Annotated in this window: 14 protein-coding genes; 1 reads left to right on the forward strand and 13 read right to left on the reverse strand. The window is 71.4% G+C overall.

The window, feature by feature from the left end; translation table 11 throughout:
• Nucleotides 1–302: 302 nt before the first annotated feature.
• The 13 genes from DVK44_RS09105 to DVK44_RS09165 form a co-directional block, all read right to left on the reverse strand.
• The gene (locus tag DVK44_RS09105) at nucleotides 303–4,628 is read right to left on the reverse strand and encodes a ribonuclease E/G (RefSeq protein WP_114659195.1); all 4,326 of its coding nucleotides are present in this window, start codon (nucleotides 4,626–4,628) and stop codon (nucleotides 303–305) included.
• 240 nt (nucleotides 4,629–4,868) lie between these two features.
• Nucleotides 4,869–5,663, reverse strand: a complete 795-nt coding sequence (locus DVK44_RS09110; protein WP_114659196.1) for a TIGR03936 family radical SAM-associated protein — start codon at nucleotides 5,661–5,663, stop codon at nucleotides 4,869–4,871.
• A 226-nt stretch (nucleotides 5,664–5,889) separates the two neighbouring features.
• Nucleotides 5,890–7,818 (reverse strand): TIGR03960 family B12-binding radical SAM protein, encoded by a 1,929-nt coding sequence (locus DVK44_RS09115; RefSeq protein ID WP_114659197.1) that lies wholly within the window; start codon nucleotides 7,816–7,818, stop codon nucleotides 5,890–5,892.
• A 69-nt stretch (nucleotides 7,819–7,887) separates the two neighbouring features.
• Complete coding sequence (locus DVK44_RS09120) at nucleotides 7,888–9,429, reverse strand: CYTH and CHAD domain-containing protein (RefSeq protein WP_114659198.1); 1,542 nt, start codon at nucleotides 9,427–9,429, stop codon at nucleotides 7,888–7,890.
• A 40-nt stretch (nucleotides 9,430–9,469) separates the two neighbouring features.
• On the reverse strand, nucleotides 9,470–10,669 hold the full coding sequence (gene rodA, locus DVK44_RS09125) for a rod shape-determining protein RodA (protein WP_114659199.1): 1,200 nt from the start codon (nucleotides 10,667–10,669) through the stop codon (nucleotides 9,470–9,472).
• Between the two features lie 2 nt (nucleotides 10,670–10,671).
• On the reverse strand, nucleotides 10,672–12,852 hold the full coding sequence (gene mrdA, locus DVK44_RS09130) for a penicillin-binding protein 2 (RefSeq protein WP_114659200.1): 2,181 nt from the start codon (nucleotides 12,850–12,852) through the stop codon (nucleotides 10,672–10,674).
• A complete protein-coding gene (mreD, locus tag DVK44_RS09135; protein WP_114659201.1) occupies nucleotides 12,849–13,514 on the reverse strand; it encodes a rod shape-determining protein MreD in 666 nt (221 codons plus the stop codon). Before mreD ends, mrdA begins: the two co-directional genes overlap by 4 nt.
• Before the next feature lie 11 nt (nucleotides 13,515–13,525).
• On the reverse strand, nucleotides 13,526–14,629 hold the full coding sequence (gene mreC, locus DVK44_RS09140; protein WP_114659202.1) for a rod shape-determining protein MreC: 1,104 nt from the start codon (nucleotides 14,627–14,629) through the stop codon (nucleotides 13,526–13,528).
• A gap of 78 nt (nucleotides 14,630–14,707) precedes the next feature.
• Complete coding sequence (locus DVK44_RS09145) at nucleotides 14,708–15,727, reverse strand: rod shape-determining protein (protein WP_114621988.1); 1,020 nt, start codon at nucleotides 15,725–15,727, stop codon at nucleotides 14,708–14,710.
• Nucleotides 15,728–15,975: 248 nt separating this feature from the next.
• On the reverse strand, nucleotides 15,976–16,389 hold the full coding sequence (ndk, locus tag DVK44_RS09150; protein ID WP_114659203.1) for a nucleoside-diphosphate kinase: 414 nt from the start codon (nucleotides 16,387–16,389) through the stop codon (nucleotides 15,976–15,978).
• 85 nt (nucleotides 16,390–16,474) lie between these two features.
• Complete coding sequence (locus DVK44_RS09155; protein ID WP_114659204.1) at nucleotides 16,475–16,876, reverse strand: DUF4233 domain-containing protein; 402 nt, start codon at nucleotides 16,874–16,876, stop codon at nucleotides 16,475–16,477.
• Nucleotides 16,877–16,880: 4 nt separating this feature from the next.
• The gene (folC, locus tag DVK44_RS09160; protein WP_114659205.1) at nucleotides 16,881–18,398 is read right to left on the reverse strand and encodes a bifunctional tetrahydrofolate synthase/dihydrofolate synthase; all 1,518 of its coding nucleotides are present in this window, start codon (nucleotides 18,396–18,398) and stop codon (nucleotides 16,881–16,883) included.
• Between the two features lie 129 nt (nucleotides 18,399–18,527).
• Nucleotides 18,528–21,149 carry a valine--tRNA ligase gene (locus DVK44_RS09165; protein ID WP_114659206.1) on the reverse strand — a complete coding sequence of 874 codons (2,622 nt, stop codon included), beginning with the start codon at nucleotides 21,147–21,149 and terminating at the stop codon, nucleotides 18,528–18,530.
• A gap of 138 nt (nucleotides 21,150–21,287) precedes the next feature.
• On the opposite strand from DVK44_RS09165, the gene DVK44_RS09170 reads away from it, so the two are divergent.
• Complete coding sequence (locus DVK44_RS09170; RefSeq protein WP_114659207.1) at nucleotides 21,288–22,298, forward strand: hypothetical protein; 1,011 nt, start codon at nucleotides 21,288–21,290, stop codon at nucleotides 22,296–22,298.
• Nucleotides 22,299–22,319: the final 21 nt, after the last annotated feature.

The following is a 22,319-nucleotide window of genomic DNA, read 5'->3' on the forward strand; positions in this document are numbered from 1 at the left end:
ACGAGGCCGCGTCACCCCCCGGCGCGAAACCCAGCTCTGCCGGAGGAGGGGAGACGGCGGGTCGGACGGCGGGTCGGGCCGGGCAGTCACCGCGGTCTCCAGGCAGGGAAGGCACACATCGGCGACCGCCGGTCACATTATCAGGGTTTTCTCATCAAATTGCCGACACGTTAATGCTCCCGGCGCCCGGTATTCTCCCCGGCGACACGGCCGGACAGCACAATGCCCCGCCCTGGAAATTCCAGGACGGGGCGGTTGTGCTGTCAGCGGCATTCCACCGGCGGTCAGTTGTCCGCCGGCGGTCAGTCCTCCGTCGGCGCCGATACTCCGCGCGGCGTCTGCTGCTCGGCCGCCGCGGTCTTCTTCGACGTCGCCTTGACGGCGGTCTTCTTGACCGTCGCCTTCTTCGCCGTCGTCGTCTTCTTGGCGACCGTCTTCTTGGCCGCCGCCTTCTTCGCCACCGCCTTCTTCGCGGGGGCCTTCTTGGCGGGCGCCTTCTTGGCCGCCGTCTTACGGACGGCCTTCTTGGCCGGGGCCGGCTCCGACGACTCCGTCTGCTCCGACGGCTCGGCCGGCTCCGTCACCTCGGTGGCGGACTCGTCCGGTACGGCGACGGGCTCGACGGCCGGTACGGCGGCGGGCTCCTCGGCCTTGACCGACTCGACCACCACGACGGCCGCGTCCTCGGCACCCGACGGCGAACCGGCGGGAGCGGTGACCTTACGGGTCGCCCTGCGACGCGCCCGCGGCGGAGCGGCGACGGGCGCCTCCTCAACAGCGGGCGCCTCGGCAGCCGGCGCCTCAACGACGGGCGCTTCTACGACGGCCGCCTCCGCGACCGGCTCGACCACGACCGGCTCGGTCACGGGCTCCGCGTCGGCCGCCTTGGGCGAACCGGCCGGAGCCGACGCCTTACGGGTGGCCCGGCGGCGCGTACGGCCCGTGGGCGCCGCCGCCTCGGCCTCCGGCTCCACGACCGGAGCCTCAACAGCAACTTCAGCGACCGGGGCCGCCTCAGTCTCCACCTCAGCAGGAGTAGAAGCAGAAGCAGCAACAGGAGCCGCCTCCTCCGTCCGCGCCTCCGCACCGCGCGGCGACCCGGCCGGAGCCGACGCCTTGCGCGACGCCCGGCGGCGCGACCGGCCGCGTACGGCCGCCTCCGCCTCCGCGACGCTGCTGTACAGCTCCTCGTCGGGGACGAACTCCGGCGCGGCGAGCGCGACCGGCGCGGCCACCTCCGCCGCCAGTTCGGCCTCCGACTCGCGCTCGGTCTCCGCGTCGGCCCCGGCCCCGGACTCGGCCTCGGCCGCCGTCACCGCGTGCTCGTGCTCGTGGTCCGCGCCCGACCCGCCGCGGCGCTTCTTGGCGCGCTTGCCGGTGCCGCCGACGACGGAGGAACCGCCGCCGCCGGACGCCGCCGGCTGCTCCATGTGGACGATCACGCCACGGCCGTTGCAGTGGACGCAGGTCTCGGAGAAGGACTCCAGCAGCCCCTGGCCCACCCGCTTACGGGTCATCTGGACCAGGCCCAGCGAGGTGACCTCGGCCACCTGGTGCTTCGTACGGTCCCGGCCCAGGCACTCCAGCAGCCGCCGCAGCACCAGATCCCGGTTGGACTCCAGCACCATGTCGATGAAGTCGATGACGACGATGCCACCGAGGTCGCGCAGCCGCAGCTGACGCACAATCTCCTCGGCCGCCTCCAGGTTGTTCCTGGTGACGGTCTCCTCCAGGTTGCCGCCCTGGCCGGTGAACTTCCCGGTGTTGACGTCGACCACGATCATGGCCTCGGTCTTGTCGATCACCAGCGAACCGCCGCTCGGCAGCCAGACCTTGCGGTCCAGCGCCTTCATCAGCTGCTCGTCGATGCGGTACGTCGCGAAGACGTCGACCTCGCTCGTCCAGCGCGAGAGCCGGTCGGACAGGTCCGGCGCGACATGCGCGACATAGCCGTGGATGGTCTGCCACGCCTCGTCACCGCTGACGATGACCTTCGAGAAGTCCTCGTTGAAGATGTCGCGGACGACCCGGACGGTCATGTCGGGCTCACCGTAGAGAAGGGTCGGCGCGTTGCCGCTCTTCGCCTTCTTCTTGATGTCCTCCCACTGCGCCTGGAGCCGCTCGACATCGCGGCGCAGCTCGTCCTCGCTGGCGCCCTCCGCGGCCGTACGGACGATGACGCCCGCGTCCTCGGGAACGATCTTCTTGAGGATGGTCTTCAGCCGGGCCCGCTCGGTGTCGGGCAGCTTGCGGCTGATGCCGGTCATCGAGCCCTCGGGCACGTACACCAGGTAGCGGCCGGGCAGGGAGACCTGGCTGGTCAGCCGCGCGCCCTTGTGGCCGATCGGGTCCTTCGTCACCTGGACGAGCACCGACTGGCCGGACTTGAGCGCGGTCTCGATACGGCGCGGGCCGTTGGCCATGCCCAGCGCCTCGAAGTTGACCTCACCGGCGTACAGGACGGCGTTGCGGCCCTTGCCGATGTCGACGAAGGCGGCCTCCATGGACGGCAGTACGTTCTGCACCTTGCCCAGGTAGACGTTGCCGACGTAGCTGGTGGCCTGCTCCTTGTTGACGTAGTGCTCGACGAGCACGTTGTCCTCAAGGACGCCGATCTGGGTGCGCTCGCCGCTCTGGCGGACGACCATCACCCGCTCGACGGCCTCGCGGCGGGCGAGGAACTCCGCCTCCGTGATGATCGGGACCCGGCGGCGGCCCTGCTCGCGGCCCTCGCGGCGGCGCTGCTTCTTGGCTTCGAGACGGGTCGAGCCCTTGATGGACTGCACCTCGTCGGCGCCGGTGCCCGGCTCGCGGACCTCGGATTCCCTGGCGCGCCGCTCACGCGGCTCGCGGACCTTGACGACCGTACGCTCCGGGTCGTCGCCGGAGCCGGAGCCCGAGCCGGAGCCCGACTCGGCCTCGGCGGCGCCGTCACCGCTGCGGCGACGGCGACGGCGGCGGCGACGGCTGCTGGACGAGCCTCCGCCGGAGGACGCCTCGGTGTCGTCGTGGTCCTGCTCGTGTCCGTGGTCCTGCCCGTGCTCGTCCTCGTCGGAGGGGGCCACGGCCTCGCGGTGGTCGTCGCGGTGCTCGTCGCGCCCGGCCTCGCCGGTGTCCTCGGCGGAGTCCGCGTGCCGGTCGGCCGGCTCCTCGCGGCGCTCGTCGCGCTCGGTGTCCTCGGCCGACTCGCCCCGGCGACGGCGACGGCCGCCCCGGCGACGGCGGCGCGAGGGACGGTCCTCGTACTCGTCGGTGTCGTCGCCCTCGGCCGACGGCTCGGCCTCGGTCTCCGCTTCGGCGTCGGCGATCTCCTCGACGGGCTCGCGGGGCGTCTCGACGGCGGCGCGGGGCGCCTCGGCGGGCTCGACCGGGGCCTCGCCGCGGCGGCGGCGCCTGCTGCGGCGGCCGGACGGCTCGGGGGCGGCGGCCGGCTCGGGCGCGGCCACGGCCTCGGCGGTGGTCTCCTCCGTCTCCTCCTCGTCGGCCTCGTCCACGTGCCCGTAACCGGCCGCGGCCATGGCGGCGGCCGTCTCCGGCGTCTGGAACATCGGCTCGGTGAAGACGGGCGCCTGGAACACGGCCACGGCGGGCCGCGCGGCCCGGCGGCGCGTGACGCGCTCGGGAGCGCGCGTCTCCTTGACCGGCTTCGGCGCGGGCGCGGCGGGCGCCGCGACGGGCGCGGGCTCGACGGCGACGGCCTCAGGCGTGACGGACGCGACAGGTGCGGCGGGCGCGGCGGCCTGGACCGGCTCCGGCGCGGCGGCGGGTGCCGGAGCGGTCGCGGGCGAGGTGGCCCTGCGGCGCGTACGGCCCCGGGTGGCGGCCTTCTCGGCGGCCCGAACCTGCTCCTGCTCGCCGTCCGTGGTGATCTCGGTGACCGTGCTCAGCGGAAGGCTCTCGCCCTCCGACGCGGGCGCGGCGGCGGACGCCGGGGCCGGCTCCGGCGCACCGGCGGGCGCGGTGGCCCTGCGGGTGGCGCGACGGCGCGGGCGGGCGGCGGGCGCGGCCTCCTCGGCGGCGCTCTCCTCGGCCGCGGGCGCCACGGCCTGCGCGGACGCGGGCTCGGGCTCGGCGACGCGCACCGGCTCGGCGACGATCTCGGCGGGGGCCTCGGACACGGCGGCCTCGGGGGCCGTGGCCTTACGGGTGGCACGGCGGCGCGCCCGCGGCGCGGGAGCGGCGGGGGCCTCCTCGGCGGGCGCGGCGGCCTCGGGAGCGGTCTCAGCGACCGCGGCGGCCTCAGCGACGGCCGCCTCGGGCGCCGCGGTCTTACGGGTCGCACGACGGCGCGCACGCGGCGCGGCAACGGGCTCTTCCGCGACACCGTCCGCGACGGCCTCAGCGGCAGCGGTCTCAGTAGCGGCAGCCTCGGGCGCGGTGGTCTTACGGGTCGCACGGCGCCGGGCACGCGGCGGCGCGGCGGCAGGCTCCTCGGCGGAGTCCGCGGCGTCCGGCGTGATCGTCTCCGTCACGCTCCCCGGGTCCTTGACCTCGGCGGCGGCGACGGGCGGGCCCGCCGGGCGGGACGCGGCGCGGCGCCTGCGGCGGGGCGGCAGCGTGTCGCTGGGCGAGCTGTTCTCTTCGTTGGTGTGGTCCCCGGGGGTGCCGGGTTCGGTGGACTCAAGCATGCGGGCGGTTCTCCCGTCACGCTCCCGGGCGCCGCGCCTGATTCCGGTCCGGCCGCGGCACGCGCAGTGCGCGATGGCCGCCGTCCGGGGCGCGGGCGCCGCACGGGAGCTGTATGTCTGTGGGTCGCCGGTTCCCTACGCGTTGTACGCACGGCCTGGCGAAAGTCTTCTGTAGTCAGTCAGTGCGCCGCCCGACCCCGGTGGCTCCCGGGTCCAAGGGCTGCGCTACAACGACCGCTCCTACGCGGAACCTGCACCTTCAGGCACCTTCGCGGCGGCGGTTCCGGCGGCCTCGGATGGGGCGGGCCGGACTGCCTCGCGGTCGGGCGCGAGCGGGTCGGTCACCGTGCCGCTCTCCTCGTCGAAGAGCCCCTGCGCCAGCCTGGTCACCGCTGCGGGGACCGGCGGCGCCAGGTCGGCCACAGCTCGGAGACCGGACAGGACGTCGTCGGGTCGTACGGCAGGTGTTACGTGCCGAACCACCAGCCGCAGTATCGCACAGGGCCCGTCCCCCGGCCTATCAGCCTGTGGACGGGTCGGCTCCGGGACGGTCTCCAGGGCGGCCACGGCGGGCCGCGCGTCAAAGGTCCGCAGCCCGTTCTTGCCGCGCCGCGACACCTCGACCGACTCGGCGGCGAGGAAGGCGGCCACGGCGCGCCCGGCCTCCTCGGACCCGACACCGTCCAGCCTCAGCTCCCATACGGAAGCGGTCAGCCGGTCGGCGAGACCCGAGGTGCGGGCCTCGACGGCGTCGATGATGTCCAGTCCCGCCGGCAGCGACTCGTCGAGCAGCGCGCGCAGCTTCTCCGGGTCGCGCGCCTCCGCGAGGGCGATCTCCAGGAACTCGGCCTCGCTGCCGGTGCCGGTGGGTGCGGCATTGGCGTACGACACCTTGGGGTGCGGGGTGAACCCCGCCGAGTACGCCATCGGCACCTCGGCACGGCGCAGCGCCCGCTCGAAGGCGCGCTGGAAGTCACGGTGGCTGGTGAACCGGAGGCGGCCGCGCTTGGTGTAACGCAGTCGGATGCGCTGCACCGCCGGTGCGGGCGGCGGGCCTTCGGGCTGTCGCTTGCCCAGTGGTTCTTCTCCTCGGTGCGAGCGGTACGCGGTCACGCGCCGCCCTTGGACGTGGGGGCGATCCTTGTACTACCCAGAGTACGCGTACGGCCGCCCGGCGGTTCCCGAGCCCGCCGGACGGCCACCGAGGGCCCGCGCCCTCCCGTGCTGCTCGACCGTGCTGATGACCGAGCTGATGACCGTGCTACTTGACCACCGTGAGCGGCAGCAGCTTCTTCCCCGTCGGCCCGATCTGGATGGAGGTGTCCAGCTGCGGGCAGACGCCGCAGTCGAAGCACGGCGTCCAGCGGCAGTCCTCGACCTCGGTCTCGTCCAGCGAGTCCTGCCAGTCCTCCCAGAGCCAGTCCTTGTCGAGACCGGAGTCCAGGTGGTCCCAGGGCAGGACCTCCTCGTACGTACGCTCCCGCGTCGTGTACCAGTCGACGTCCAGGCCCACGGCCGGCAGTTCCTTGGCCGCGCACGCCATCCAGCGGTCGTACGAGAAGTGCTCGCGCCAGCCGTCGAAACGCCCGCCGTCCTCGTAGACCGCGCGGATGACCGCGCCGATCCGCCGGTCGCCGCGCGAGAGCAGGCCCTCGACGATGCCGGGCTTGCCGTCGTGGTAGCGGAAGCCGATCGAGCGGCCGTACTTCTTGTCGGCGCGGATCTTGTCGCGGAGCTTCGCCAGCCGCGCGTCGGTCTCCTCGGCGCTGAGCTGCGGCGCCCACTGGAAGGGCGTGTGCGGCTTGGGCACGAAGCCGCCGATGGAGACCGTGCAGCGGATGTCGTTCTGGCCGGAGACCTTGCGGCCCTCGGCGATGACGTTGACGGCCATGTCGCCGATCTGGAGGACGTCCTCGTCGGTCTCGGTGGGCAGGCCGCACATGAAGTACAGCTTCACCTGGCGCCAGCCGTTGCCGTAGGCCGTGGAGACCGTACGGATCAGGTCCTCCTCCGAGACCATCTTGTTGATGACCTTGCGCAGCCGCTCGGAGCCGCCCTCCGGGGCGAAGGTCAGCCCCGACCTGCGGCCGTTGCGGGTCAGCTCGTTGGCGAGGTCGACGTTGAAGGCGTCCACACGGGTGGAGGGGAGGGAGAGACCGATCTTGTCGGCCTCGTAGCGGTCCGCGAGCCCCTTGGCGATATCGCCGATCTCGCTGTGGTCGGCGGAGGAGAGCGAGAGCAGGCCGACCTCCTCGAAGCCGGTCGCCTTCAGCCCCTTCTCGACCATCTCGCCGATACCGGTGATGGAGCGCTCGCGCACCGGCCGGGTGATCATCCCGGCCTGGCAGAAGCGGCAGCCGCGGGTGCAGCCGCGGAAGATCTCCACGGACATCCGCTCGTGCACGGTCTCGGCGAGCGGGACCAGCGGCTGTTTCGGGTACGGCCACTCGTCCAGGTCCATGACGGTGTGCTTGGACACCCGCCACGGCACACCGCTCCGGTTCGGTACGACACGGGCGATCCGGCCGTCCGGCAGATACTCGACGTCGTAGAAGCCCGGCACGTACACGCCACCGGTCTTCGCCAGCCGGAAGAGCACCTCCTCGCGCCCGCCGGGCCGGCCCTCCGCCTTCCAGGCGCGGACGATGTCGGTGATCTCCAGCACCGCCTGCTCGCCGTCCCCGATGACCACGCAGTCCACGAACTCCGCGATCGGCTCGGGGTTGAAGGCCGCGTGGCCGCCCGCGAGCACGATCGGGTGGTCGACGGTACGGTCCCGGGCGGCCAGCGGAATGCCCGCGAGGTCGAGCGCGGTGAGCATGTTCGTGTAGCCCAGCTCGGTGGAGAAGCTCAGCCCGAAGATGTCGAAGGCGCCCACCGGCCGGTGGGAGTCCACGGTGAACTGGGGGACCTGGTGCTCGCGCATCAGCGCTTCGAGGTCCGGCCAGACGCTGTACGTGCGCTCCGCGAGGACGCCCTCGCGCTCGTTCAGTACCTCGTAGAGGATCATGACGCCCTGGTTGGGCAGCCCGACCTCGTACGCGTCGGGGTACATCAGCGCCCAGTGCACGTCGCAGTCGTCCCACTCCTTCACCGTGGAGTTGAGTTCACCGCCGACGTATTGGATGGGCTTCTGCACATGCGGGAGCAGGGCTTCGAGCTGTGGGAAGACCGAGGCGGCAGCAGACATCTCGCGACTTTCGTGGGCTGGCAGGCCCGTCTCCGGGCCAGGGATGACCATCCAGACTACCCCGGCGGCTCACCCATTCAGCGCCGCCCGAATCCGCCGGTCCGCGGCCTTCATCCATACCCGTGGCAGTTCCCGCTCCAGCCGCTCCCCCCGCGCCGCCTCCTCGCCGTACAGCAGCCCCCAGGTGAACGCGGACTCGCCCGCCGCGTGCGCCGCGCGTGCGAGGTCCCGCAGGGTCTCGCGCGCCACCACGCTGTCCTGGTGCTCGCCCAGCACGGTCTGTACGTCCTTCATCCGCCGCGCGAACCGCCCGGCGGGCCCGCCGAGGACCGGCCGGGCCGCCTCGGCCGCGTACCGGGCGCGCTTGGCGGCCTTGCGGGCGCTGTGCAGGGCGAGGTCCCGCGCCGGGCCCGGCGCGAGCGCGGTGGCGTCCTCGATGCGGTCCTTGACCCGCCCGTACGCCGCGAGGACCCGCCCGGCGAGCGCCTCGGCGGGCGCCGCGCCCGCGCCGGGCCCGGCCGGCGGGGCGGCGAGGAACGCGTCGAGCGCGTCGAGCAGCGCCAGATAGCGCGCGCTGTCGAGTACGGCGAGGGTCCGCGCCCGCGAGCCGGTCCGGTGCTCCGTGTGCCACGCCCCGAGCCGGGCCCGTACGGGGCCGGTCAGCAGCGGTCCCGGCAGCGCGTCGATCCGGGCGGCCAGCCGCGCGGAGAGCACCTCGTGGTCGCGGTCGACGCCCAGCTCCGCCGCGAGCCAGCGCAGCTCCTCGCCGAGAGGCTCGGTGACCGCGCGGTCGAACCAGGAGCGGTACGTGCGCAGCGCCGAGCGCAGCCGTCGGCTCGCCACCCGCATCTGGTGCACGGCGTCCGGCAGATCGCGGCGGACGGCCGGGTCCAGCGCGACGAGCGCGGCGGTCTGCGCCCGCGCGTAGGCCACCACATGGTCCCCGGCGGTCACGGGCGGGCGCTCCTCCCCCGCCGCCACCACGAAGCCGGTCTCCGCCAGCGCCCTGGCCTGCTTCGACCCGTAGCGCGCGGGCCGCAGCCCGGCCGCCCGCAGCCGGGCGTCCAGCGCGTCGAGGACCGCCGGGCCGGCCTCCGGGCCCAGCTCCGCCTCGGCCTCCGTCCAGGCGGCGGTGGCGCCGGTGGGCGCGCTGTCGGCGCCGAGGCGCGCCGCCCGTACGGTGTCGACGCTCACCTCGGCGAGCAGCGCGTTCCCCGCGCCGTACAGCCGGCTCGCCGCGCGCGTGGAGCGCAGCCGTACGACGGGGACCAGCGGGGCGTCCCGGGTGCGTGAGCGGACGAGCCGGACCAGCGCGTCCGGGACGGTCTCCGAGAGCGGCGCGCGGATCTCGTCGCGTACGCCCGCCGCGACGGGGAGCTTCAGATGCCAGCCGGCGTCCGCGCCGCCGGTGCGTCGGCGCAGGGTGACGGAGGCGGCGGCGAGGCGCAGATCCGCGGTGTCGTGGTAGACGGCGTCCAGCTCCGTACGGCCCTGGGGCAGAACGGCGACGGCGCCGCCCGCCCCGGCCAGGTCCGGGAGCGCGACGGCGCCGGGGGGAAGCGTGTACTTCCGCTCGGTCTCGCGTACGGTCTCCGGCTCGGTGCGGGCCATAGTCCGAGCGTAAGACCGACCGGCGGAGGACGCGCCGGGCTCAGGCCGTTATCGGCCGCTGCACCCGGATCGACTGGAGCAGTCCGATCGCGATCCACACCGCGAACATCGAGGTGCCGCCGTACGACACGAAGGGCAGCGGCAGCCCGGCGACCGGCATGATGCCCAGCGTCATCCCGATGTTCTCGAACGACTGGAACGCGAACCAGGCGATGATCCCGGCGGCCACGATCGTCCCGTACAGCTCGGTCGTCTCGCGGGCGATACGGCAGGCGCGCCACATGACGATACCGAGTAGCAGCAGGATCAGCCCGGCGCCCAGGAAGCCCAGCTCCTCACCGGCGACCGTGAAGACGAAGTCGGTCTGCTGCTCGGGCACGAACTGGCCGGTGGTCTGCGAGCCGTGGAAGAGCCCGGTGCCGGTGAGACCGCCCGAACCGATCGCGATACGCGCCTGGTTGGTGTTGTAGCCGACACCGGCCGGGTCGAGGCTCGGGTTGGCGAAGGCGGCGAAGCGGTTGATCTGGTACTCGTCGAGGACACCGAGCGCGGCGACGGCGACCGCGCCGAGCACCCCGGCGCCGATGAGGCCGATGATCCAGCGGTTGGACGCGCCGGAGGCGAGCAGCACACCGAGCACGATGACCGCCATGACCATGACCGAGCCGAGGTCCGGCATCATCATGACGATGGCCATCGGGATCACCGCGAGGCCCAGCGACTTGGCGACCGTACGGTGGTCGGGATGGAGCTGGTCCCCGGCGTCGACCCGGGCCGCGAGCATCATCGCCATCCCCAGGATGATGGTGATCTTCGTGAACTCGGACGGCTGGACGGTGAAGCCGCCGCCGACCACGATCCACGAGTGGGCGCCGTTGATGGTCGCGCCGAGCGGCGTGAGGACGAGCAGCACCAGCAGCACGGAGAAGCCGTACAGGATCGGCACGGCCCCGCGCAGGGTGCGGTGGCCCAGCCAGATCGTGCCGATCATCAGGGCCATGCCGATGCCGGTGTTGAGCAGATGGCGGAAGAGGAAGTAGTACGGGTCGCCCTGGTTGAGATGGGTGCGGTTGCGGGTCGCCGACCACACCAGCAGGGAGCCCAGCAGGGAGAGCGCCAGCGCCGAGAAGAGCAGCGGCCAGTCCAGCCGCCGCACCATCGAGTCGCGGGCCGAGAGCCGGGCCCAGGTGGAGCGCTGCGGACCGTAGCCGGAGACCGAGAAGCTGCTTGTGCCGGCCATCGCTAGTCCCTCCGCTCGGTGCTCGGGGCGGCGGGCGGGCCCGCGAGGACCGGCTCGCCGGCCGGGAGTTCCTTCTCCGGCTCGTACGGCTTGATCTGCGGGGCGTCGATGGAGCCGTCGGGCTGGATCTTGGGGAGCGCCTTGGCGGGCGTCGGCATCAGGGCCTTCTTCAGGTTCTGCTTGCCTTCCTTGTCCAGCCCGTACATCGCCTCGTAGATCTTGCGGACGGCGGGCCCGGAGGCGCCGGAGCCGGTGCCGCCCTGGGAGATCGTCATCACGATCGTGTAGTCCTTGGTGTACGAGGCGAACCACGAGGTCGTCTGCTTGCCGTAGACCTCGGCCGTACCCGTCTTGGCGTGCATCGGGATCTTGTCCTGCGGCCAGCCGCCGAACCGCCAGGCGGCGGAGCCGCTGGTCGTGACGGCCGCGAGGGCTTTGTCTATCGAGTCGCGCGTCGCCCGGTTCATCGGCAGCTTGCCGTGGGACTTGGGCTTGATCTCCTGGACGTCCTTGCCGTCGGGGCTGATGACGGCCTTGCCGACGGTGGGGTTGTACAGGGTGCCGCCGTTGGAGATGGCCGAGTAGATGGTGGCCATCTGGATCGGGGTGACGAGGGTGTCGCCCTGGCCGATGGAGTAGTTGACGGAGTCACCGGCGCGCATCAGGTTGCCTTCGAGGCAGCCCTCGTAGGCGAGCTGCTCGACGTAGGTGCCGCCCTTCTTCCCCTGCTTGCACCAGCCGCCCTTGTTGGCCTCCCAGAAGTTCTGCTTCCACTGGCGGTCGGGGACCCGGCCGGTGACCTCGTTGGGGAGGTCGATGCCGGTCTCCTTGCCGAGGCCGAACTGATGGGCCGTCGTGTAGAACCAGTTCTTGGCGTCCTTCTTGGGCTTCGTGCCGCCGTCCTTCTGCCACTCCTTGTGCGCGAGGCCGTAGAACACGGTGTCGCAGGAGACCTCCAGCGCCTTGCCGAGGGTGATGGAGCCGTAGCCCTTGGACTCGAAGTTCTTGAAGACCTGGCTGCCCACGCTGTACGAGCTGGGGCAGGGGTAGTTGCCGTCGAAGGGATAGCCCGCGTTGACGGCGGCGGTCGAGGAGACGACCTTGAAGATCGAGCCGGGGGCGGCCTGGCCCTGGATGGCCCGGTTCAGCAGCGGGAAGTTGGACTTCTTGCCGGTGAGCCTGGCGTAGTCCTTGGCGGAGATGCCGCCGACCCAGGAGTTGGGGTCGTACGTCGGCTGGGAGGCCATGGCGACGACGCGGCCGGTCTTGGCCTCCATGACGACGACGGCCCCGGAGTCGGCCTTGTAGTTCTGGTTGGTGTTGCGGTCGTGTTCCTTGCGGGCGGCCTTCATGGCCTCGCTGAGTTCGTACTCGGCGACGGCCTGCACGCGCGCGTCTATCGAGGTGACGACGTTGGCTCCGGGCTCGGCCTTGTCGCTCTTGGCCTCACCGATGACCCGGCCGAGGTTGTCCACCTCGTACCGGGTGACACCGGCCTTGCCGCGCAGCTGCTTGTCGTACGTACGCTCCAGGCCGGAGCGGCCGACCTGGTCGGAGCGGAGGTACGGCGAGTCGGTGTTCAGCGCCTTGGCGATCTCGTCGTCGGTGACGGGCGAGAGATAGCCGAGGACCTGCGCGGTGTTGGCGAGACCGGGCGCGGCGTAGCGGCGTACGGCGGTGGGCTCGGCGGTGATGCCGGGGAAGTCCTCGGCGCGCTCGCGGATCTGGAGTGCCTGCTGGGTGGTGGCCTCGTCGGTGACGGGGATCGGCTGGTACGGAGAACCGTTCCAGCAGGGCTTGGGCGTCTTGGAGTCGCAGAGCCTGACCTTGTTGATGACCTCGTCGGGCTTCATCCCGAGAACGTCGGCGAGCCGGGTCAGGACGGCCTTGCCGTTGTCCTTCATCTTTATGAGGTCGGTGCGGCTGGCGGAGACCACGAGCCGGGTCTCGTTGTCGGCGAGCGGGACACCTCGGGTGTCGAGGATCGAGCCGCGCACGGCCGGCTGGACGACCTGCTGGACGTGGTTGTTCTTGGCCTCGTCGGTGTACTCCTGGCCGTTGCGGATCTGGAGGAACCAGAGGCGTCCGCCGAGGGTGAGGAGCAGCGAGAAGACGAGGACCTGGATGGCGATGAGCCGGATCTGGACCCGCGGGGTGCGTCCGGTCTCGGGAATATTGCTCACAGGCGCTTGACCCCCTTGATACGTCCGGCCCTGCCCGCGCGGTTCCTGGCGGCCTTGAGGCGCAGTCCGCCGCGCTGGCCGCCGATGCGCAGCCCGGTGCCGCTGGTGATCCAGCCGGCGGCGACGTCGGAGCCGCCGTCCCTGGTCTCGGCGAGCGGATCGTTGTCGGCGCGTCTGGCCAGCCACATCACCAGCGGGACGGTGAACGGCGCGAGCAGCAGATCGTAGACGGCGGCGGTGAAGAGCAGCCCGCCGAGGCCGACATGGCGGGCGGAGGTGTCCCCGACGAGGGCGCCGACGCCCGCGTACAGCAGCGTCGAGCCGAGCGCCGCCGCGACGACGGCGGCCATCGGTACGAACGCGGAGCGGATCTGGCCCTTCTCGGGCCGTACGAGCCCCGCCAGATAGCCGATGACGCAGAGCACGAGGGCGTAGCGGCCGGCCGCGTGGTCGGCGGGCGGGGCGAGGTCGGCGAGGAGTCCGGCGCCGAAGCCGATGAGCGCGCCGCCCACATGCCCGTACACGAAGGCGAGGGCGAGGACGACGAGGAGCAGCAGGTCGGGTACAGCGCCGGGCAGCTGGAGCCGGGCGAGGACGGAGACCTGGACGACGAGGGCGACCACGACCAGCGTGGCCGAGAGCAGAATCCGGTTGAAGCGCATGGGGATCAGCTCTACTCCTGCTCGTCTGCGGCGCCGTTGCCGTTCGCGTCGGCATTCGCGTTCGCGTTGGCGTTCGCATTGGCGTTCGCGTTCGCGTCCGGGTCGGCGTTGGCGTCGGGATTGGCGTTGGCGTCCGGCTGTCCGGCGGCGTCTCCGACCGCGTTCGGGTCGGCGTCGCCGTCCTGGGTCAGCTGGGTGTTGAAGTCCGGCGACGGGGTGACCGTGACGGTGACGGTCGGCGTCGGGACGGGCTTGGGCTTGGGCGGCAGCACCGCGTCCCGCGGGTCCTCCCGGGGCGCCTCCACGACGACGCCGACGATGTCGAGCTTGGTGTAGCCGACGAACGGCCGGACGGAGAGCGTACGGGTGAGATCGCCGCCGGACGGGTCGACACGGACGACCTCGCCGACCGGCACGCCGGGCACGAAGGGCCGGTCCTTGCTGGAGCCGAAGGTGACCAGCCGGTCGCCCTTCTTGATCTTGGCCTTGCCGTTGAGGAGCTGGACGGAGAGCGGCCGGTCGCCCTGCCCGGTGGCGAAGCCCAGCTCGTCGTTGCCCTCCATACGGGTGCCGACCGTGAAGCCCGGGTCGTTGGCGAGGAGCACCGTCGCGGTGTGGGGGCCGACGGTGGTGACCCGGCCGACGAGACCGTCACCGTTGATGACGGTCATGTCGCGGGTGATGCCGTCGTTGCGGCCCATGTCGATGGTGATCGTCCAGGAGAAGCCCTGCGCGGCTCCTATGGCGATGACCTGGGCGCCCTTGATGCCGTACCGGCCGGCGCCGGCCTGCTTGAGCATCTTGTCCAGCTCACGCACCCGGCTGCGGTTGCGGTCGTCGCTGCCGAGCCGCTGCTTCAGCTCGGTGTTCTCCTTCTGGAGCGCGGCGATACGGTTGTGCCGCGAGCCGGAGTCCCGGACGGCCCCTATGGCGTTGCCGACCGGGTTGACCGCGGCCGCGACCCCGTTCTCCACCGGGCCGAAGACCGTCGCGGCGGCCTGCCGCGCGCCGTCGACCGGGGAATCCTGACCACCTCGGATATCCACGGTGATCAGGGCGAACGCGATCGCGATCAGCAGCACCAAGAGCAGACGGCTCTCTCGTGTGTCCCTCACGTGCGGCGGCCGTGCCTTCCTCGTAGGAATGTTTCTGCGTGTGTACCAACGACCCGCCGCACCCCTGGTGACTCCCGGCTACCGGCGCGGCTGCGCGTCCAGCACCTGCTGGAGCGCCTCGAACTCCTCGACACACTTGCCGGAGCCGAGCGCGACGGAGTCCAGCGGGTCCTCGGCGATATGGATGGGCATCCCCGTCTCCCGGCGCAGCCGCTCGTCGAGACCGCGCAGCAGGGCGCCGCCGCCGGTGAGCACGATCCCGCGGTCCATCACATCGCCGGACAGCTCGGGCGGGCACTTGTCGAGCGTGGTCTTGACCGCGTCGACGATCGCGTTGACCGGCTCCTCGATGGCCTTGCGGACCTCGGCGGCGGAGATGACCACGGTCTTCGGCAGACCGGAGACCAGGTCACGGCCGCGGATCTCGGTGTGCTCGTCCTTGTCGAGGTCGTATGCGGAGCCGATGGTGATCTTGATGCTCTCGGCGGTCCGCTCGCCCAAGAGGAGGGAGTACTCCTTCTTGACGTGCTGGATGATCGCGTTGTCCAGCTCGTCGCCGGCCACCCGGATGGACTGTGCCGTGACGATTCCGCCGAGCGAGATCACCGCGACCTCGGTGGTGCCGCCGCCGATGTCGACGACCATGTTGCCGGTCGCCTCGTGGACGGGGAGGCCCGAGCCGATGGCGGCGGCCATGGGCTCCTCGATGATGTGCACCTGCCGCGCGCCGGCCTGGGTGGACGCCTCGATGACGGCGCGGCGCTCGACTCCGGTGATACCGGAGGGCACGCAGACGACGACACGGGGACGGGCCAGATAGCGGCGCTTGTGAATCTTCAGGATGAAGTAGCGCAGCATGCGCTCGGTGATTTCGAAGTCGGCGATCACACCGTCCTTCAGTGGCCGGACCGCGACGATATTGCCGGGTGTCCGGCCGATCATCTTCTTCGCCTCGGAGCCGACGGCGAGAATTCCGCCCGTGTTGGTGTTGATGGCGACCACGGACGGCTCGTTGAGTACGATGCCCCGGCCCCTGACGTACACCAGCGTGTTGGCGGTCCCGAGGTCGACAGCCATGTCACGGCCGATGAACGACATGTTGTTCCCCATGAGGATGCGTCTGGCCTTCCCAAGCGTTGATGGCTTTTCAGGATGGCGAGGTGGGTGCTCTGGCGTGGAGGTTTCCATCGTAGTGCCGCCGGGACGTCAACGGCGCGCTGGCCCACCTCAGTAAGGGTGACGAAGTGTCGGACCGATGCGTTCCCGGAAGTGACTTACATATGCCCAAAGGCGACCGAATTCCTTCGGTCGCCCCAGGCGGTCAGCGCCGTTTGGCTGACAGTCGGTCAGGAGAGACCCGGGAAGAAGATCTTCAGTTCCCGAATGGCGGACTCCTCGGAGTCCGAGGCGTGGATCAGGTTCTCCCGGACGATGCTCCCGAAGTCCCCCCGGATGGACCCGGGGGCCGCGGCGATCGGGTCGGTCGGGCCGGAGAGGGCACGGACGCCCTCGATGACACGCTCACCGTCGACAACGAGCGCGACGACCGGGCCCGAGGCCATGAACTCCACCAGCGGCTCGTAGAAGGGCTTGCCCTTGTGCTCGCCGTAGTGCTGCTCCAGCGTCTCCTGGTCGAGCGTGCGCAGCTCCAGCGCGCTGATGCTCCAGCCCGCCTTGCGCTCGATACGGCCGATGATCTCGCCGACCAGACCGCGCCGGACGGCGTCGGGCTTGAGCAGGACGAGAGTGCGCTGGGTCATGTACGGCTCCTCGCAGGCATATAAGTGCAGTGGGGTGGAGATTACCGGGAGCGACCGAGCCCGTCGCAGCCGGTACGGACCACCGTCAGGCGGTCTCTGCCCCGGGGGCCCCGGCTGCCCCGGCGGTTCCGCCCGGCCCGGCCGTGTCCGCCGCCTCGGCCTGCGCCGCCCAGCGGGCCTTCGCCTCGTCGATCCCGCGCCCGTAGTGGACGGAGGCCCACCACAGCGCCGCGAAGACCAGCCCCAGCACAAACATCTCCGGGACCACGAAACCGCTGGCGATCAGCAGGATCTGGAGCGCCCAGCCGAGCTGGACCCCGCCGGGCCGGGTGATCATCCCGCAGAGCAGCACGGACAGCAGCATGCCGACCCCGCAGACCGTCCAGACGGTGGTCATCGACAGATCGTCCGACTTCATGGCGACCAGGCCGGCGAAACCGATCACAAAACATTCACCGATCAGCGTCGACGCGCAGAGCGTACGCATGGGATCAGCGCCCCCTTCGCAGCAGCAGCCGGGCCTCGCCGACCGTGATGACCGAGCCGGTCACCAGCACACCCGCGCCGGCGAACTCGGACTCCTCCTCGGCGAGCGTGATCGCCGCCTCCAGCGCGTCGTCGAGCCGGGGCTCGACCTGCACCCGGTCGTCGCCGAACACCTCGACGGCGATACCCGCCAGCCGGTCGGCGTCCATGGCGCGCGGGCTGGAGTTCGCCGTGACCACCAGCTCCGTACAGATCGGTTCGAGCGCTTCGAGGACGCCCCTGACGTCCTTGTCGTCGCTGGAGCCGACCACCCCGATCAGCCGGCTGAAGCCGAAGGACTCGGTGACGGCCTCGGCCGCCGCCCGCGCGCCCGCCGGATTGTGCGCGGCGTCCAGCACCACCGTCGGCGAGCGCCGTACGACTTCGAGGCGGCCCGGCGAGGAGACCGCGGCGAACGCCTTGCGGACGGTGTCCATGTCCAGCGAGCGGGCGTGCTCGGCGCCGATACCGAAGAACGCCTCCACGGCGGCGAGCGCCACCGCCGCGTTGTGCGCCTGGTGCGCGCCGTACAGCGGCAGGAAGACCTGTTCGTACTCGCCGCCGAGGCCGCGCAGGGTCAGCAGCTGGCCGCCGACCGCCACCTCCCGGGCGACGACGCCGAACTCCATGCCCGCGCGCGCGACGGTCGCGTCCACGTCGACGGCCTTCTTCAGCATGACCTGCGCGGCGTCCACCGGCTGCTGCGCCAGGATCACCGTCGCGTCCTGCTTGATGATCCCGGCCTTCTCCTTGGCGATCTCACCGGCCGTGGAGCCGAGCCGGTCCGTGTGGTCCAGATCGATCGGGGTGACGACGGCGACCGAGCCGTCGATGACGTTCGTCGCGTCCCAGGTGCCGCCCATGCCGACCTCGACCACGGCGACATCCACCGGCGCGTCCGCGAACGCCGCGTACGCCATGGCGGTCAGCACCTCGAAGAAGGAGAGCCGGTGCTCCTGGCCCGCGTCGACCATCTCGATGTACGGCTTGAGGTCGGCGTATGTCTCGATGAAGCGCTCGGCGGAGATCGGGGAGCCGTCGAGGCTGATCCGCTCCGTCACGGACTGGACATGCGGGCTGGTGTAGCGGCCGGTGCGCAGCTCGAACGCGTTCAGCAGGGCCTCGATCATGCGGGCCGTCGACGTCTTGCCGTTCGTGCCGGTGATGTGGATCGAGGGGTACGCGCGCTGCGGGTCGCCCAGCACATCAATCAGGGCGGCGATCCGCTCCACCGACGGATCGAGCTTCGTCTCGCCCCAGCGCCCCGCCAGCTCCTGCTCGACGGCGCGCAGGGCCCTGGCCACCTCCGGGTCCTCGGGACGGGCCGGGACGTCGTCGCCCCCGGCGGGGCCGGCCTGGGCGCGCAGGGTACGGCTGCCGGCCTCGATCACCGCGAGGTCGGGGTCGCGTTCGGTCGCGGCGGCGACGATCTCGTCGAAATCGTCGGGCTCGCCGGGCTGGTCGGAAGGACGGTGCTCGCTCACGCCGCCCAGTCTACGGAGCCCCACCGACAGCGGCTCGGGCGCGCCCCGTCCCGTACGCGCACGGCCCCCCGACCGGTGCGGGTCGGGGGGCCGGGCACAGCGAACGGGACGGGCGTACGGGACGGGGCGTCAGCCCTGGGGCAGCGCGGCCACCTGCGCGGTGATGCGCTCGATGTCCGCCTCGGCCTTGCCCAGCCGGCCGCGGATCTTGTCCACGACGTTGTCCGGGGCCTTCGCGAGGAACGCCTCGTTGCCGAGCTTGGCGAGGGCCTGGGCCTTCTCCTTCTCGGCGGCGGCCAGGTCCTTCGTCAGGCGCTTGCGCTCCGCCTCGACATCGATCGTGCCGGAGAGGTCCAGCTCCACCGTGGCACCCGCGACCGGCAGGGTCGCCGTCGCGTGGAAGCCGTCCTCGGCGGGCTGGAGCCGGAGCACCTGCCGGATCGCCGCCTCGTGCGCGGCCAGTGAGGTGCCCGACAGGCCGAGCCGGGCCGGGACCTTCTGGCCGGGCTGAAGGCCCTGGTCCGCGCGGAAGCGGCGGACCTCGGTGATCACCTGCTGGAGGTTCCCGATCTCCTGCTCGGACGCCGCGTCGCGGAAGCCACTGTCGACGGGCCACTCCGCGATGACGAGCGACTCCTTGCCGGTGAGCGTCGTCCAGAGCGTCTCGGTGACGAACGGGATGACCGGGTGCAGCAGCCGCAGGGTGACATCGAGGACCTCGCCGAGGACCCGTCCGGAGACCTTCGCGGACTCGCCGCCCGCGAAGAACGACGTCTTGGACAGCTCCACGTACCAGTCGAAGACCTCGTCCCACGCGAAGTGGAAGAGGGCGTCGGAGAGCTTCGCGAACTGGTAGTCCTCGTAGTACGCGTCGACCTCCGCGACCACGGCGTTCAGCCGCGAGAGGATCCACCGGTCGCCGGCGGACATCGCGGCCGTGTCGGGCAGCGGGCCCTCGACGGTCGCGCCGTTCATCATCGCAAAGCGCGTCGCGTTCCAGATCTTGTTGGCGAAGTTGCGGGAGCCCTGGACCCAGTCCTCCCCGATCGGCACATCGACCCCGGGGTTGGCGCCGCGCGCGAGCGTGAAGCGGACCGCGTCCGAGCCGTACGCGTCCATCCAGTCCAGCGGATTGACCGCGTTCCCGAAGGACTTCGACATCTTCTTGCCGAACTGGTCGCGGACCATGCCGTGCAGCACGATCGTGTGGAACGGCGGGGTGCCGTCCATCGCGTACAGGCCGAACATCATCATCCGGGCGACCCAGAAGAAGAGGATGTCGTAGCCGGTGACCAGGACGGAGTTGGGATAGAACTTCTCGACGCTCTCGGTCCGTTCGGGCCAGCCCAGCGTGGAGAACGGCCACAGCCCGGACGAGAACCAGGTGTCGAGGACGTCCGTGTCCTGCGTCCAGCCCTCGCCGGTGGGCACCTCGTCGTCGGGTCCGACACAGACGACCTCGCCGTCCGGCCCGTACCAGACGGGGATGCGGTGGCCCCACCACAGCTGGCGCGAGATGCACCAGTCGCGGAGGTTGTCGACCCAGCCGAAGTAGCGGGGCTCCATCTCCGCCGGGTGGATCTTCACCTGTCCGTCGCGGACGGCGTCCCCGGCGGCCTTGGCCAGCGGCTCGACCTTGACCCACCACTGGAGCGAGAGCCGGGGCTCGATGGTCGTCTTGCAGCGCGAGCAGTGACCCACGGAGTGGGTGTACGGGCGCTTCTCGGCGACGATCCGGCCCTCGGCCCGCAGCGCGGCGACGATGGCGCCGCGCGCCTCCATCCGGTCCAGGCCCTCGAAGGGGCCCGGGACGGTGATCACGGCGCGCTCGTCCATGACCGTGATGTTGGGCAGGCCGTGGCGGCGGCCGATCTCGAAGTCGTTCGGGTCGTGCGCGGGGGTCACCTTGACCGCGCCCGTACCGAACTCGGGGTCGACATGCGCGTCCGCGACGACCGGGATCGTCCGGTCGGTGAGGGGCAGCTTGATCTGCTTGCCGATGAGGTGCGCGTACCGCTCGTCGTCGGGGTGGACGGCGACGGCCGTGTCACCGAGCATCGTCTCGGCGCGGGTGGTCGCGACGACGACGGAGTCCTCGCCGTCGCCGTACTTCAGGGAGACCAGTTCGCCTTCGTCGTCCTGGTACTCGACCTCGATGTCGGAGATCGCGGTGAGACAGCGGGGGCACCAGTTGATGATGCGCTCGGCGCGGTAGATCAGTTCGTCGTCGTAGAGCCGCTTGAAGATCGTCTGGACGGCCTGGGAGAGCCCCTCGTCCATGGTGAAGCGCTCGCGCGACCAGTCGACGCCATCGCCCAGGCGCCGCATCTGGCCGGAGATCTGGCCGCCGGACTCGTCCTTCCACTGCCAGACGCGCTCGACGAACGCCTCGCGCCCCAGGTCGTGACGGGACTTGCCCTCCTTGGCCAGCTCGCGCTCGACGACGTTCTGGGTGGCGATGCCGGCGTGGTCCATGCCGGGCTGCCAGAGCGTCTCGTACCCCTGCATGCGCTTGCGGCGGGTGACGGCGTCGATCAGGGTGTGCTCGAAGGCGTGGCCCAGGTGCAGGCTTCCGGTGACGTTGGGCGGCGGGATGACGACGGTGAAGGGTTCCTTGTCGCTCTTCGCGTCCGCCTCGAAGTAACCGCGCTCTACCCAGCGCTCGTACAGCTTCCCCTCTACCTCGGCCGGAACGTACTGGGTCGGCAGTTCGGGGTCGCTGGCTGTCTGCTGCTGAGTGTTCTCGGTCACGAGGCTCAGTTTAGAGGTGTCACAGCCGTGTATTGAAACGGGATGTTCGGTAACGGTGCCGCCCCCGATGGCATCCCGGCCGCGATCTTCCGCCAGGATGTTCGAAACGCATAAACGACCAAGCAGGGGACGACGCAGATGAGCTACAACCAGCCGGGCCCCTACGGCGGGCCGCCTCAGCAGCCCGGCCCGTACGGCCAGCCCGGCCCGTACGGCCAGCAGCCGCCGGGCCAGCCGGGGCCCGGTTACGGTTACCCCCCGGGAGCCCCCCAGGGCGTCCCCGGGCCGCCGCCCCCGCCGCCGGCGCCCGGGTACGGCTATCCCGCGCCGGGCGAGAACCCGTACGCGCAGAACCCGCCGCAGCCGCAGGGCCCGTACGGCCAGCAGCCGCCCCCGCCCGGGCCGCCCCCGGGACCGTACGGGCAGCAGCCCCCGCCGCCCCAGTGGGGCGCCGCTCCCCAGCAGGACGAGCCGAAGAAAAAGAAGACCGGGCTGATCGTCGCGGTCGTCCTGGCCATCGCGGTGATCGCGGGCGGCGGCTGGTACTTCACCCAGGGCGGCGCGAGCAACGGCGATGTGTCGGCCGACACCAAGGGCTACAAGCTGACGCCCGCGGACGCGATCGACCCGTACAAGCGCGTCAAGGAGCCCCGGAGCACCGAGCTGTCCGGCAGCAAGAAGACGGAGGTCGAGGAGAAGGGCGTCAAGAACCCCACCCAGGTGACCGCCGGCTACCAGACCGGCGAGGGCGCGACGCTCAAGAGCATCTCGTTCGAGGGCTGGTGGGGAACGGTCGACGACCCGGCGAGCGTCGTCGACAACGCCTTCAACGGTGTCGCCAAGGAGGACGAGGCGACCGGCGCGAAGGCCGAGCTGGTCGGCAAGGCCGAACTGGTCAGCCCGGACGGCTTCAAGGGCGCGCTGATGAAGTGCCAGAACATCAGGATCACCAACCCGGAGGGCGACAACACCCAGGAGAAGGGCCCGAAGGTGTTCGAGGTGCCCACCTGCATCTGGGCCGACTACTCCACGGTCGGTGTGGTCTCGGTCGCGGATGTGGCCGGGCTGCTTCTGGGCCAGCCCACCTCGCAGGCCGACGCGGCGGCGCTGGCCGCGAAGGTCTACAACACCTCCCGCACCAAGCTCTGACACCGCGGCCCAACACACAGG

It is taken from the genome of Streptomyces paludis, assembly GCF_003344965.1.
In the GTDB taxonomy this organism is placed as follows: domain Bacteria; phylum Actinomycetota; class Actinomycetes; order Streptomycetales; family Streptomycetaceae; genus Streptomyces; species Streptomyces paludis.

Excerpts from the sequence above, each read along its gene's own strand:
- DVK44_RS09105 (WP_114659195.1), bottom strand. The coding sequence starts at position 4,628 with ATGCTTGAGTCCACCGAACCCGGCACCCCCGGGGACCACACCAACGAA.
- DVK44_RS09115 (WP_114659197.1), bottom strand. The coding sequence starts at position 7,818 with ATGTCTGCTGCCGCCTCGGTCTTCCCACAGCTCGAAGCCCTGCTCCCG.
- DVK44_RS09120 (WP_114659198.1), bottom strand. The coding sequence starts at position 9,429 with ATGGCCCGCACCGAGCCGGAGACCGTACGCGAGACCGAGCGGAAGTAC.
- rodA (WP_114659199.1), bottom strand. The coding sequence starts at position 10,669 with ATGGCCGGCACAAGCAGCTTCTCGGTCTCCGGCTACGGTCCGCAGCGC.
- mreD (WP_114659201.1), bottom strand. The coding sequence starts at position 13,514 with ATGCGCTTCAACCGGATTCTGCTCTCGGCCACGCTGGTCGTGGTCGCC.
- DVK44_RS09145 (WP_114621988.1), bottom strand. The coding sequence starts at position 15,727 with ATGTCGTTCATCGGCCGTGACATGGCTGTCGACCTCGGGACCGCCAAC.
- ndk (WP_114659203.1), bottom strand. The coding sequence starts at position 16,389 with ATGACCCAGCGCACTCTCGTCCTGCTCAAGCCCGACGCCGTCCGGCGC.
- DVK44_RS09155 (WP_114659204.1), bottom strand. The coding sequence starts at position 16,876 with ATGCGTACGCTCTGCGCGTCGACGCTGATCGGTGAATGTTTTGTGATC.
- DVK44_RS09170 (WP_114659207.1), top strand. The coding sequence starts at position 21,288 with ATGAGCTACAACCAGCCGGGCCCCTACGGCGGGCCGCCTCAGCAGCCC.